This is a genomic window from Streptomyces sp. NBC_01515, assembly GCF_045040345.1.
In the GTDB taxonomy this organism is placed as follows: Bacteria; Actinomycetota; Actinomycetes; order Streptomycetales; family Streptomycetaceae; genus Streptomyces.
This window is the reverse complement of the sequence record NZ_CP109416.1, coordinates 2019173-2032042: the sequence shown is the minus strand read 5'-3', so window position 1 is coordinate 2032042 and position 12870 is coordinate 2019173. Positions and strand designations below refer to the sequence as shown.

At 70.9% G+C, this 12870-nt stretch carries 11 protein-coding genes and 1 pseudogene; 4 read left to right on the top strand and 8 right to left on the bottom strand.

Going from position 1 to position 12870, the window contains the following annotated elements:
* Positions 1-95 precede the first annotated feature (95 nt).
* Positions 96-179, bottom strand: coding sequence for a putative leader peptide (locus OG407_RS08900; RefSeq protein ID WP_315986669.1), 84 nt, complete (start codon positions 177-179; stop codon positions 96-98).
* A gap of 177 nt (positions 180-356) precedes the next feature.
* Here OG407_RS08900 and OG407_RS08895 point away from each other — a divergent pair, with 177 nt between their 5' ends.
* On the top strand, positions 357-785 hold the full coding sequence (locus OG407_RS08895) for a YjbQ family protein (RefSeq protein ID WP_403593408.1): 429 nt from the start codon (positions 357-359) through the stop codon (positions 783-785).
* Positions 786-865: 80 nt separating this feature from the next.
* On the opposite strand, the gene OG407_RS08890 is transcribed toward OG407_RS08895, so the two are convergent.
* The 3 genes from OG407_RS08890 to OG407_RS08880 form a co-directional block, all read right to left on the bottom strand.
* On the bottom strand, positions 866-4093 hold the full coding sequence (locus OG407_RS08890) for an alpha-L-rhamnosidase (protein WP_405856686.1): 3228 nt from the start codon (positions 4091-4093) through the stop codon (positions 866-868).
* Between the two features lie 293 nt (positions 4094-4386).
* Complete coding sequence (locus OG407_RS08885) at positions 4387-5148, bottom strand: class I SAM-dependent methyltransferase (protein WP_405868335.1); 762 nt, start codon at positions 5146-5148, stop codon at positions 4387-4389.
* Between the two features lie 328 nt (positions 5149-5476).
* A complete protein-coding gene (locus OG407_RS08880; RefSeq protein ID WP_405856684.1) occupies positions 5477-5782 on the bottom strand; it encodes a short-chain dehydrogenase/reductase SDR in 306 nt (101 codons plus the stop codon).
* Between the two features lie 106 nt (positions 5783-5888).
* On the opposite strand from OG407_RS08880, the pseudogene OG407_RS08875 reads away from it, so the two are divergent.
* The 3 genes and pseudogenes from OG407_RS08875 to OG407_RS08865 form a co-directional block, all read left to right on the top strand.
* A pseudogene (locus tag OG407_RS08875) lies at positions 5889-5999 on the top strand (hypothetical protein); the annotation flags it as partial.
* Between the two features lie 133 nt (positions 6000-6132).
* Positions 6133-6627, top strand: coding sequence for a hypothetical protein (locus tag OG407_RS08870; RefSeq protein ID WP_405856682.1), 495 nt, complete (start codon positions 6133-6135; stop codon positions 6625-6627).
* Positions 6628-6654: 27 nt separating this feature from the next.
* Positions 6655-7806, top strand: coding sequence for an acyl-CoA dehydrogenase family protein (locus tag OG407_RS08865; RefSeq protein WP_329347744.1), 1152 nt, complete (start codon positions 6655-6657; stop codon positions 7804-7806).
* On the opposite strand, the gene OG407_RS08860 is transcribed toward OG407_RS08865, so the two are convergent.
* From OG407_RS08860 to OG407_RS08845, 4 genes are read right to left on the bottom strand one after another with little or no spacing between them, the layout of a single operon-like run.
* Positions 7800-8330, bottom strand: a complete 531-nt coding sequence (locus tag OG407_RS08860; protein ID WP_405856680.1) for a PaaI family thioesterase — start codon at positions 8328-8330, stop codon at positions 7800-7802. The two genes, OG407_RS08865 and OG407_RS08860, sit on opposite strands and share 7 nt — an antisense overlap.
* A 16-nt stretch (positions 8331-8346) precedes the next feature.
* Positions 8347-9321, bottom strand: a complete 975-nt coding sequence (locus OG407_RS08855) for an LLM class flavin-dependent oxidoreductase (RefSeq protein ID WP_405856678.1) — start codon at positions 9319-9321, stop codon at positions 8347-8349.
* Positions 9318-11735, bottom strand: coding sequence for a GNAT family N-acetyltransferase (locus OG407_RS08850; protein WP_405856676.1), 2418 nt, complete (start codon positions 11733-11735; stop codon positions 9318-9320). Before OG407_RS08850 ends, OG407_RS08855 begins: the two co-directional genes overlap by 4 nt.
* 14 nt (positions 11736-11749) lie before the next feature.
* Positions 11750-12829: an amidohydrolase family protein gene (locus OG407_RS08845; protein ID WP_405856674.1), complete on the bottom strand. Its 1080-nt coding sequence runs from the start codon at positions 12827-12829 to the stop codon at positions 11750-11752.
* Positions 12830-12870 lie beyond the last annotated feature (41 nt).

Here is a 12870-nt window from a genome sequence, read left to right as displayed (position 1 = left end):
TGAGGAGGGGGGTACGCCTCAACGCCGCCGTGTCACGACGGTGCGCACGGGCACGGCGGAGTGCGGCAAAAGGAGGGGTGAGGCCGAAGAAGACGTCAGCAGCCGCGGCAACACGCGGCGGAGGCCACCCGCAGCAGGTCGATGTGACCGCGCGTGGTGAGCAGAACTGAACGCAACATGCGGCCGAAAGTAGGTCAGATGGCGTGCCACGGTCAACGGTGTCTCGCAGACTGGACCTCTTGTATCAAGGACCGGGCGAACGATCGGGCGAGGAGCCTGACGGACGGGTTTCGAGCGAGGGGCCCGACGGATGGGTTTCGCGCGTGGAGCCCGACGGATGGTTCAGGATGGGAGGCATGTCAGCTGCCTTCACCACCCGCGTCCTGAACGTCGCCACCGGTTCCAGGGAGCGGGTCATGGACCTGACCCGAGACTGCGAGGCCTTCCTCCGGGAGGTCGCGGCCGGCCGCGACGGCCTCCTCAATCTCTTCGTCCCCCACGCCACCGCGGGTGTCGCGATCCTGGAGACGGGCGCCGGCAGCGACGACGACCTCCTCGCCGCCCTGCACACCCTCCTCCCGGCCGACGACCGCTGGCAGCACCGCCACGGCAGCCCCGGGCACGGCCGCGACCACGTCCTCCCCGCATTCGTACCGCCGCATGCGACGCTGCCGGTGGTGGGCGGGCGGCTGGAGTTGGGGACGTGGCAGTCGGTGTGTCTGGTCGACACGAACAGGGACAACCCCGAGCGGAAGGTGCGCCTCACCTTTCTTGCGGGGTCTTGACGCTGTCTCCGATCTCCGGGCGCCGCCTCAGGTTGGGCTGCCCGGACCGGTGACCGTTCCGGGCAGCCGTACCGCCTGGATCAGGTGGTGAAGCGGTGGGTGCCGGAGCCGACCCGGTACACCGCGCAGCCGTCCTCCTGGCGCAGGTACGTCCCGTGCGTGCGGGTCACCGCGTCCGGGGTGGACGCGGGGATCCACACCTCGGCGGTCGTGTTGGGCGGCACCGAGCAGGTCAGCGTGAAGCGGCCGGACCGCTGCCGCCAACTGGTGGAGACCGGGCCGTAGACCGAAGTGAATGTTGCGCGGGCGGTGGTGACGGCTCCGCCGGGGCGGGGGCGGATGACGGTCTCGCGGTAGCCGGGCCGGGCCGCCGAGATGCCGGCGATGTTCGTGTACATCCATTCCCCCACCGAGCCGTAGGCGTAGTGGTTGAAGGAGTTCATGCCCGGGTCCTGGAAGCTGCCGTCGGGCCGGATGGAGTCCCAGCGTTCCCACATCGTGGTGGAGCCCCGGTCGATCTGGTAGCCCCAACTGGGGAACGAGCGCTGTTGCAGGAGGCGGTAGGCGATGTCGGTGTGGCCCGTGTCGGTCAGGACGGGCAGCAGTCGGGGAGTGCCGAGGAACCCTGTCGACAGGTGCCAGTCCTTGGCCTCGATCAGGGCGACGAGACGGTCGGCCGCGGGCTTCCGTGACGCGTCCGGGAGCAGGTTCATCGACAGCGCCAGGACGTACGCCGTCTGCGTGTCGCCCTTGATGCGGCCGTCGGAGGTGACGTAGGCGTTCCGGAAGGCTGTTCGTATCCGTTCGAAGAGATCGAGGTAGGGGGCGGTGTCCGTGCCGAGTTCGCCGGCCATCCGCGCCGCGAGGTCGGCGCTGTGCGCGAAGTACGCGGTGGCGATGACGTCCTTGGGGGTCTCGTCGTCGACGTTCAGCCAGTCGCCGTATCCCTGGTCCGGGCGCAGCAGCCGGTCGCTGTTCTTCTCCAGGTACGTCAGCCAGGACTGGACGGACGGCCAGGCGTCCGCGAGGACTTGGCGGTCGCCGTACGCCTGGTAGAGGGACCAGGGGACCGTGACCCCCGCGTCGCCCCAGCCGGCCGTGCCGTTGCCGACCGTGCCGACCATCGGTGCCACGTCTGTGAACGCGCCCTCCGCGGTCCGGGAGTCCCGGAGGTCGACGAGCCACTTGGACAGGAAGCGGGCCGACTCCATCGTGTACGCGGCCGTGGGCGCGAAGACGTTGATGTCTCCCGTCCAGCCCAGGCGCTCGTCGCGTGCGGGTGTGTCGGTCGGAACGGAGAGGAAGTTGCCGCGCTGGCCCCAAGTGATGTTGTGGTGCAGCTGGTTGAGCATCGGTACGTCGGTCTCGAAGTCGAGGGTGAAGGGGGCGGACGTATGCATGACGCGCCCGGTGACGGCCCTGGCGGTGGGAGTGCCCGGGAAACCGGTCACCTCGACATAGCGGAATCCGTGGAAGGTGAACCGCGGTTCGTAGATCTCCTCCTTCCCGCCGCCCTTGAGGGTGTACGTGTCGGTCGCCGCCGCGGTCCGCAGGTTCGCGGTGTAGACGGTGCCGTCGGGGTTGAGCACCTCGGCGTGTCTGAGCCGGACGGTCGTCCCCGCGTCGCCCGACACGCGCAGCCGTACCGAGCCGACCATGTTCTGGCCGAGGTCCAACACGTAGACGCCGGGCTTGGGTTGGGTCACGCTCTTCGGTGTCAGCTCCCGCTCCACCCGCACGGGACCGTCCACCTGCGCGACGATCAGGGCGGGGCCGATGTCGCCGACGCCACCCATGCCTCGCACGCCGAGCCAGCCTGTGTCGTCGAAGCCGGGCGAGGCCCAACCAGGGGTCTCCTTGCGCGCGTCGTACGTCTCGCCGTTCAGCAGATCGGCGGCGACGATCGGTCCGGCGGCGGCCCGCCAGTCGGCGTCCGACACGATGCGCTCACTCGTCCCGTCCGCGTACTCCACCTCCAACTGGGCCAGGAACGACGGGACTTGGCCGTACTGACCGGGCCCGAACATGCCCACGTTGCCGGCGTACCAACCGGGTGCCAGATACGCCCCGATGGCGTTGGCGCCGGGCCGTAGGAGTTCGGTGACGTCGTACGTCTGGTACTGGACGCGGGTGCGGTAGTCCGTCCAGCCGGGAGCGAGCTGGTCGAGGCCCACCCGGCTGCCGTTGAGGTGACTCTCGTACAGGCCGAGCGCCGTGGTGTACAGGCGCGCGCGGGCCACTTTCCGGCGCGGCAGCCGGAATTCGTGCCGCAGTTGGGTGACGGCGTACGACACCGGGACGACTCGCCCCCACGGTCCGCCGCCCCAGGCCGCTGCCACCCGGACCGCCGGCCAGCCCCCGTCGTCGAAGCCCAACTCCCGCCATCCGGTGGCCGGTTCCTGGGCGGTGGCTTTCCAGGAGGCGTCGGTGAACACCTTCTGCTCACCGGCGGCGGTCCGGACGACAAGCACCGCGATGAGCCCCGCCGGGCCTTCGGTCGCGTTGGTGGCGGCGACGGCGATAACGTTGTCACCGGCCCGTACGCGCGCCAGTACGTCGATCACCGCCGGGCGTTTCCAGTCCTCGTTGTCCGTGTCGAGATCGGTGTGGGCGACCTCGGCCCCGTTCACGGAGACGGCGTACACGTTGTCGGCGGTGATGGCGAGCGTGGCCGACGTGATCCCGGCGGGCAGTTGGGCGGTGCGACGGAACCAACGGGTCGCCGCCGGAACGCTGTTGGTGGGATCGCCCTCGGGGAACCAGACCCAGGAACCGCCCTCGAAGGACGGTGCGTCCACGAGGCCCGCCGGTGCGGAGATCCAGTCGGCGCTCCACTGCCCGGCGTCCATCAGCCCGGTTTCCCACCACGAGGGCGCGCTCCAGCCGGAGACGTGGCCGTCGGCGTCCCAGACACGTACGGACCAGTGGTAACGCGTCCGAGGCTTGAGTCCGGGACCTCCGTAGGACACGAGGACCGACTCGCCGGACGTGACCTTCCCGCTGTCCCAGACGTCCGGGTGGGACAGGCGCGACGCGGTGGTGGCGACGCGGATCTGATAGGCGCTCTGCCGCGCCCCCGTCCGGTCGGAGGCCAACGGCCAGCTCAGACGCGGGCGTTGGGCATCGATCCCCAGCGGATGCTGGACGTACTCCACGGTCGGCGCCGTGACGCGCAGTCCGTCGCGCTGTGCCTGTGTTTCCGCCTGCGCCTGTCCGGATGTCGGCGCGGCCATCGCCGGCACGCTGTCGACGGTCACTGCCGCGACCGTGGCGACCGCGCCCGCGAGCATGTTCCTCCTGCTGATCACTACGACTCCTCACTCGCACGGAATGCATGAATCGATTCAAACTGGAGAGGCGTGGGTAACGTAGAGCCTGGTGAGGTCGGGGTCAATCGTCGTGCAACTGTTTTCGTGACAGGGCCACTTCGCGATCGCCCGGGGCGGAGCCGGTGAGTGAGGTGGACGCGAGGGTATTGAACGGTTTCAATGTCGGCCCGCCAAGCCTTGTGCTGGGCAACCACGGACATCAGGTCCGCCGCTACGCCTCCTGCGCCGGCTCGGTCACCCTGGCTGTGCTCACCGGAGGGGGAGGGCCGTGTCTACCGGTGCGCTGTATAGACGGTCGCGGTCATCGGCGCCGTCACGGGGCCAGTCCCGAGCTGGTCCGTCATCTCCTGCGTGACGGCGGCCTGGAGGGCCTGCGCGTCTTCGCGGGCCTGTACGGCGGCGTGCACCGGCGTGCCGGTGAGGAACCCGGTGGCGACGGAGGCCGCGGACTCCGCGACGCCATCCAGCGTGACCTCCTCGGCGGTGGCCAGGGTCAGTCCGGCGGCCGTGAGGTCCGCGGTGACCACGGCCGGGTCGGAGTAGCCGTGCGGTACCTCCTTCAGGAACGGGGGTGCTCCGTCGGGCATGAACTGTTCCAGGGCGGATTGGAAGGCGGCCCCGAACCCGTGCGAGGCCAGCGGGCCCCAGCTGTTGAACAGGAACCGCCCCCGCGGGGTCAGGACCCGGCGCACCTCGGCGTAGGCGGCGGGCCTGTCGGGGAAGAACATGACCCCGAACTGGCACACGACGAGGTCGAAGCCACCGTCCTCGAAGGGCAGGTGTTGGGCGTCCGCCTGTCGCCAGTCCGCGCGCGGTTCCCGTGCCGAGCCTGCGGTGACCATCGCTTCGTTGAGGTCGGTGGCCACCACCGAGGCCGTGGGCAGCGCGGTGAGCAGAGCCGAGGTCAACGCCCCGGTCCCGGCGGCGAGTTCCAGGACCGTGCGAGGTCGCAGCGCTGCTGCCCTGGCGGCCAGGTCGATGGCGAAGGGCCGGAAGAAGACCGGCACCAGGTGACGTTCGTAGGCCTCCGGCATGGAACGTGTCCAGCGCCGGTTCGCATCGTCTGTGCTCACCCGGCAGACATTAGCCCCGCGGGTGAGCTCCTACGGCGGACCGCCGCAGCCACCGCGGCTTCGTGTCGGCGCTGCCGTCCGGAAGGTTGGTGCGGTTGTCGTTCCTTGGGCGAGGCTCTGGGCGGCGGAGCTGCTTGGGGAACTCCTCGGCAGCGATTCGGGAGCGGTCCTGGGTGATGGCCGTTCTGTTTGCGGGAGTTGGGTCCCGGCCGACGGCGTCGACGGTGCCTACAGGCGTGCCGACGCCGAGGACAAGGAGCGAGGCTCCTGCGCGGCGAAGTCTGCGTCGTCATAGGTCGGATCGCCGCCGAGTTGGCGGGAGGCCCCGGGCCCGGGCGACGAGTTCCCCGGACTTGGCCTCGACACTCTCGACGGCGTCCGCGCCGCCGACGAAACGCAGGGGCGGCTCGGCCTGACCGGCGATGGTCAGCAGGGTCTTGGCGCGTTTGACGGGGTCGCCGGGCTGTCGGCCGCTCATGCTCTTCCAGGCCGCGATGGCGGCCCTGGTGCGCTCGGCGTAGTCGGCGATGGTCGGCTCGGGGCACGTGGTGGACGCGCCCACGAGCAACTCGGTGCGGAGGAAGCCGGGTTCCACGACCGTCGTACGGATGCCGTACGGCTCGACGTCCTAGCGCGGCGACTCCATCCAGCCCTCCATGCCGAACTTGGACGCGGCGTAGGCGACGCGGAACTCCTGGCCGATCGGACCGGCCGAGGAGGAGCTGCGCCGTGAGGAAGTCGCCCAGCTCGCCGGGGTCGGCGTCGACTACCGCATCCGTCTGGAGCGGGGCCGTACCCGGGGTGTCTCCGAAGCCGTCCTGGGGGCCGCCGCCCGTGCGCTGCGACTGGACGGCACCGAACGCGCCCACCTCTTCGACCGCGCCCAGCCCACCGTGGCCCGTGCGTGGTCGGCGGCCACCGGTCCCGCAGCGTGTCCGGCCCGCCGTGTACCGGGCGGACACGCTGCGGTCGTTCGGTGTCCCGGCCGTGATCCAGGGGCGGGACATGGACGTCCTGGCGGCCAACCGGCTCGGTTCCGCCCTGTTCACCGACTTCCAGGCCCGGCCCCACCGCGAGCGCGACTCCGCCCGCTTCGTCTTCCTCGCCGCCGCCCGCAGCCTGTACATCGACTGGGGGCAGGTCGCCGGTGACTGCGTGGCCATCCTGCGCCTGTACGCCGGACGCCACCCCAGCGATCCACAACTCGCCGATCTCATCGGGGAGTTGTCCCGCCCCCTCCGCGCAAGCCCTCGGCATCCTCGCCGGTTGGATCAGCGACTCTTCCGGCCCGGCGTCAGGGATACCCCGGTGACCTCGCCGACGGACCGAAGTGGGGCACGCGCCGAACCGCCCCGCGGCGAGCCCACTGCTGAACCCTCCCGGGAGGTGTATTCCGGCGGGGCCGCTGTATCCGCTAACATAGAACAATTAGATAGATGAATAGCCTAGTGTTGCCGAGGAGTGGCCGTGGACTTCGGGCTGACCGACGAGCAGGACCTGTTGCGCGCGACGGCACGGCAGTTCGTCGCCGACGTGTGCCCGGCCGAGAAGGCCAAGCGGTGGGACGAGGAGGGCATCGTGCCGCCCGAACTGTTCCGCGGCATGGCGGATCTGGGGTGGTTCTCCCTCCCGTTCAGCGAGGAGGAGGGCGGCGACGGCGGCGGCCCGCTCGAACTCGTCCTGATCGCCGAGGAGTTGGGGCGGGCCAGTTTCGACGTCGCCATGTGCTACATCGGCGTGCTCATCCCGGGGATCACCGTGTTCCGGTGGGGCGACGAGGCCCAGCGAACCTTCATCCGCGAGCAGGTGATGACGGGGCGCCACCGGCTCGCCGTCGGCCTCAGCGAGCCGGACAGCGGGTCCGACGCCGCCGCCCTGCGTACCACCGCCGAGGACCACGGCGACCAGTTCCTCGTCCGCGGGCAGAAGGCGTGGTGCACCGGCGGCGGCCTGCCCGACACGACCATCGCGACCTACGTGCGGACCGGGCCCCGCGAGCCCAAGCACGGCGGTATCAGCCTGCTCCTCGTCGACCCCGCGACGGACGGCGTCGAGGTGCGCCGGACGCCGACGCTGGCCCGGCACATCCTCGGCACCAACGAGGTCTTCTTCAACGACGCCCTGGTCCCGAAGGAGAACCTCGTCGGCCCGCGCGACGAGGGCTGGAAGGTCATGCTCTCCAACATCGAGCTGGAGAAGGTGATCATCACCGGGGGGTATCTCGGTGCCGCGCAGGCCACGTTGGACGAGATGCTGGAGTACTCCCGCACCCGGCACGCCTTCGGCCGTCCGATCGGGAACTTCCAGGCCCTCGCCCATGACATGGCCGACCTGCAGACCGAGATCGACTCCGCCCGGCTGCTCGCGTACCGCGCGGCCTGGCTGCTCGCCCAGGGCAAGCCGTGCACGCGGGAGGGCTCGATGGCGAAGCTGAAGGGGTCGGAGACGTATGTGGCGGCTGCCCGGCTCGGGATGCAGGTGTGTGCCGGGCACGGCTTCTCGACCGAGAGCGTGATGAGCTTCCGCTACCGGGAGTCGATCGTGGCCACGATCTCCGGCGGAACCAGCCAGATCCAGCGCAACGGGATCGCCCGCAGCATGGGGCTGCGGTCCTACTGACCCTCGGCCCCGCCCTCCGACTCCTGGCCGGCCAGCCACGCCTCGTGCCGTGCGAAGTGGCCCTGGTCCCGGGTCACCCAGATCCCGGAGGCCCGGGCCAGCACGGCACGGTTCGGCAGCAGCACCAGCTCGCCCGCGATGTACCAGCGCCGGCCCTCCCGCCGCTCGACCCACGCCCGGACCTCCAACGGCCGTTCCACCGGCAGGGGCTTCACGAAGCTCACGCTCAGCTCCGCCGTGACGCTCAACACCCGGTGCAGCAGCGGGAGATGACCCAGGCAGTCGTCCAGCACGGCCGCCGTCCAGCCGCCGTGCGCGACATTCGGCCCGCCCTCCTGCGAGCGCGGGCAGACGAGTCCGAAGCACGCCACGCCATCCTCGTCGAGCCGCTCGCGCTCCACGCCCAGGCGGCAGGAACCGGTGACACGGCAGGCACCGCACAGCGCCACCCCGCCCCGGGTGCGGGGCGGCTCCTGGAAGTCCGACCCCGCCCACACTCCGGTCCCACCGGTTCCCATCGACATGCTGCGACTCCTCGGGTCAGACATCGGCAAGCAGCGGGCGCAACTTGCAGGCGATCAGCTGGACTTGGCGGGCGACCATCTCCTCGGGCATCCCGGCCAGCGAGGCCCACAGGAACACCCCTTCGACCGGCAGCCCCGCCACGTACGCCTTGATGGCCTCGGCGACGTACTGCGGGGTGCCGTAGAGGAACTGACCGACACCGGACGCCCGGAGCCCCGTCTCCCGCCACTTCTCGGGGTCGATGGGGCGGGGGGCGGGCTGGTCCGTCCCCTCGACCATGTACCGGCGATAGCTGTCCCACTGGTACGCCAGGTGTTCGCGCACCACCGGCCAGTCGCCGTCGGGGTCCTCGGTGACGAACGTGGTGAACGAGCCCTGCATCCGGGCCGCCGACACGTCGTGGCCGCTCTCGGCCAGTCCCTCCCGGTACGGCGTCAGCAGCGCCGGGTTGAGGGACAGCAGCCCCGTGCCCAGCCGTCCCGCCCGGCGCGCGCCCTGCGGGCCCTGGTAACCGAGCCAGATCGGCAGCGGGTCCTGGACCGGGCCGGGGGTGACCAGGGATTCGGACCACAGGCCGCGGATCTCCCGCACCCGCCGGTCCGTCGTGGAGTAGCGCTTGGCGAGATCGGCGCCGTACAGCCGGTACTCGGGTACGCGGTAGCCGGTACCGAGCCCGAGGTCCAGGCGGCCGTCGCTGATGATGTCGACGAGCGCGGCCTGTTCGGCGATCTCGGGGGCCGCGTGCAGAGGTGCGGGGATGACCGCGGTGCCCAGCCGGACTCGGCGCGTGCGGGCCGCTGCTGCCGCCGCCATGGTGAGCGGCTGCGGGAGGTATCCGTCCTCGAAGCCGTGGTGCTCGGAGAACCAGACCGAGTCGAGGCCGAGTTGGTCCGCCTCCTCGCACATCTCCAGGGCGAATCCGTAGACGCGTGACCAACTCCGCTGCCAGGGCGGGGGGTTGCGCATGTCGAAGTAGATGCCGACCTTCATGAGGGGCCACCTCTCCTTGTGTCGTCGGTGAGTTGGATCGTCGCGTGGGCCACGGCGACTCCGTGCCCCGGCGACAGCAGCCGTATCGGACGCAGGTCCATCGACTCGATCTCGGGCAGCTCCTCGACCATCGCGGAGATCCGCAGGATGGTTTCCTCAAGGGCCGTCAGATCCACACCCGGGCCGCCCACCCGGCCGTCCAGCAGCGGCGCGGCGCGCAGCGAGCGGATCATCTCCCGGGCGTCGCGGTCGCTGAGCGGGGTGATCCGGTGGGCGACGTCGGCCATCAGGTCGGCGTAGTCACCGGTGAGGCCGAACGCGATCACCGGGCCGAAGACCGGGTCCGGCCGGACGGAGAGGAAGGCGTCCGGGCCCTGGGAGCCCGTGTCCCGTACGGAGATGCCGTAGGAGTCCAGCAGGTCGGTGGCTGTCCGGGCCGGCACGGTGCCGGGTGCGCATGCGGCGACCAGTGCGCGGGCCCGGTCCGGGTGGACTCCGGCGAGGTCCGGTATGACACCCGCCGGAGTTCCGCGCCAGGTCTGGTACGCGGCCGCGTGACCGAGCGAGACCGCGGCGGACTCGGGGAACGCATAGGTCGGTACGACGAGTTCGCCCCGGTGCAGGAGATCGGCGACGCCCGCGCCACCGAGGAAACTGGCCACCACCGGCTTCTCGGGCGCGGCCTCGGCCGCGTCGAGGATCGCTGCCGCAACCTCGTCGGGCTTGTCCGCGAGCGGGGGCATGAAGAGGACCACGGCGGCGTCGATGCTGTCGTCGGCCAGTACCGCGTCCAGCGCCTGCCGGTAGTGCGCGGCGGTGGCCATGGGCGTGAGGTCGATCGGGTTGGTGACGTCCGCGCGCGGCGAAAGGGCCGTACGGAGTGATTGCCGCGTGCGCTCGCCGAGTTCGGGCACCCGCAGTCCGCTCGCCTCGCACGCCCCGGCGGTCAGCGCGGCCGGCCCGCCCGCGTTGGTGATCACGGCGACCCGGTTGCCCGGCGGGGGCGGCTGGTGCGCGAGCAGGAGCGCGGCGTCGAAGAGTTCCTGGAGGCTGCGGGTACGGATGACGCCGGACTGGGCGAAGAGCGAGTCGACCGCCGCGTCCGCGTGTCCCGGGTGCACCGCGACGATCGGCTTGCGCGGTGCGACCCTGCGCGCGACCCGGGCGAACCGGCGGGGGTTGCCGAAGGTCTCGACGTGCAGCAGGATCACCGAGGTCTCGGGGTCCTCCTCCCACCACTGGAGCAGGTCGTTGGTGGAGACGTCCACGGCGTGGCCCACCGACACGAACCCGGAGAAGCCGAGCCGCAGCCGCCGGGCGAAGTCGAGCACCGCGAGCCCGAGCGGCCCGGACTGGCTGGACATCGCGACCCGGCCCGGCGTCGGCAGTGCGGGGGAGAAGGTCGCGGCCAGCCGGGCCGCGGGCGTCGTGTTGACCACGCCCATGCAGTTCGGGCCCACCAGCCGCATCCCGGAGGCACGGGCGAAGCGGGCCAGCTCCAGCTCGGCCGTCCGGCCTTCGACTCCCGTCTCCCCGAAGCCTGTTGAGACCACGACCACGGCCTTGACGCCGGCCTCGGCACACTCTCGTACGACCTCGGGAACCGCCTCGGCCCGCACGGCGACCAATGCCAGATCCGGCACCTCGGGAAGCTCCCTGACGTTCGGATACGCCCGTGCGCCGGCGATCCGCTCGGCCCGTGGATTGACCGGGAACACGGAGCCGCGGAAACCGCCCCGCAGCAGGTTGGCGACGATCTCGTGGCCGATCGTCAGGGGGCTGCGGTTCGCGCCGATCACCGCGACCGAGCGGGGTTCGAGCAGCGGGCGCAGGGAGCGTCGTACGGCTGTGTGCTCGCGGCGTTCGGCCCGGGCGACGGCCTGGGCCTGCGGGTCGACGGCGATCTCGAAGTGGACGATCTGACCGGGCGGCCCGGACTCGACCCGGTAGCCGGAGCCGAGGAACACGTTGATCATGCGGGTGTTGTCGGCGAGGACGTCGGCCTCCAGGACCCGGATGCCCCGAGTGCGGGCGGCGCCTGCGATGTGCTCCAGGAGCAGCCTGCCGAACCCCTCGCTCTGGTGGTCGTCGCGGATGGTGAAGGTGACCTCCGCGTGTTCCGGTTCCTCGGGGTCGCGGACGTAGCGCACCAGACCGGCGATCTCGTCACCGGCCAGGGCGACCAGCGCCAGTTCGTTGAGGTAGTCCACGTGGGCGCCACGCCGGATGACGTCGTCGCGCGCGCGGACCACCGGGCCGAGCGAGCGGTAGGCCAGGGTCGCCCGGGACAGACCGCCGACGAAGGCGACCAGACGGTCGGCGTCCTCCGGGCGGACGGGCCGGACGAACGTCGACCGGCCGGTGCGCACGAGGCCCGGTCGTTCCAGATCCTCCGGATACGGCGGACTGCTCATCGGGGTGTCGCCGCTCAGACGGCCGCCTCCTGGGGAGTCCGCTCCGGCAGGCGGAACAGCTCGTCGAAGGTGCCCCGGGTGACGCGTTCACGGACGTCCGCGGGCACGCCGTCGAACAGCTCGTGCAGGGTGGACTGGGTGTGGCCGTAGGTGCCTTCGAGGTGCGGGTAGTCGTCGCCCCACATCACGTTGCGGTAGCCCGTCGACTCGACGATCTCCACCGAGCTCTTGTCGTGCTGGAACGACGCGTACACCTGCTGCCTGATGATCTCGCTGGGCAGCCGGCTGAGCTTCGGCCGCACGAACATGCCGTGCTGGCGGTAGGCCTCGTCCATCCGGTCGCCGATGGCCGGCACCCAGCCCGCGCCGCCCTCCGCGATCAGGATCTTCAGGTCGGGGTGCCGGTCCAGAGCACCGCCCGCGACCATGTGGGACACGACCCGCATGCCCGGGTAGGTCGTCTCCATGTAGTTGACGACCGCGCCGCCGGGCCCGCGGAAGACGACGTTCTCGCCGCCGGTGCCGATATGGAAGCCCAGCACCAGACCCGCCCGCTCGGCCGCCGTCCACAGCGGCTCCCAGCGGTCCAGGGCGTACTCCTCGCCGGGCCGCGTCTGGCACGGCAGGAACACCGACTGGAAGCCCAGTTCCGCCACCCGCTCCACCTCGGCGACCGCGTCGTCGACGTCGGCGGTCGACACACAGGCGGGGGTGATGATCCGCTTCTGCGTTCCGAGCACCTCGGAGTGCGCCCAGTCGTTCCAGGCCCGTACGGTCTCCCGGGCCAGCTCCCGGTCGGTGATCGACACCAGCCAGAACCCCATGGAGGGAAAGGCCAGTTGACCCCACACGCCCTCCTGGTCCAGGTCCTTCAGCCGGACCCGGAGGTCCCGGGCGCCCGGCGGACGCATGGCGTCCATGAAGTCGTTGAGCTGGCGGTCGATGCGCTCGCCGTCGATGTACAGCACCTCGTACTTGTCGCCGCGCTCACTGCGCGGCGCCCGGTCGGCGAGGCGTGGCGGCAGCGCCTGGACCCACAGGTCGTCGGGCTCCATCACATGGGAGTCCCCGGAGTTGACCCAGATCTTCGTCATGGCGCTCCTTCGGGTCAATGGATGCAATCAGTTAGCTATTT

Bases quoted from the DNA above. Each gene is read 5' to 3' on its own strand.
- OG407_RS08885 (WP_405868335.1), bottom strand. From the start codon at position 5,148: ATGCCGGAGGCCTACGAACGTCACCTGGTGCCGGTCTTCTTCCGGCCC.
- OG407_RS08850 (WP_405856676.1), bottom strand. From the start codon at position 11,735: ATGAGCAGTCCGCCGTATCCGGAGGATCTGGAACGACCGGGCCTCGTG.
- OG407_RS08895 (WP_403593408.1), top strand. From the start codon at position 357: ATGTCAGCTGCCTTCACCACCCGCGTCCTGAACGTCGCCACCGGTTCC.
- OG407_RS08900 (WP_315986669.1), bottom strand. From the start codon at position 179: ATGTTGCGTTCAGTTCTGCTCACCACGCGCGGTCACATCGACCTGCTG.
- OG407_RS08860 (WP_405856680.1), bottom strand. From the start codon at position 8,330: ATGTCGATGGGAACCGGTGGGACCGGAGTGTGGGCGGGGTCGGACTTC.
- OG407_RS08845 (WP_405856674.1), bottom strand. From the start codon at position 12,829: ATGACGAAGATCTGGGTCAACTCCGGGGACTCCCATGTGATGGAGCCC.
- OG407_RS08855 (WP_405856678.1), bottom strand. From the start codon at position 9,321: ATGAAGGTCGGCATCTACTTCGACATGCGCAACCCCCCGCCCTGGCAG.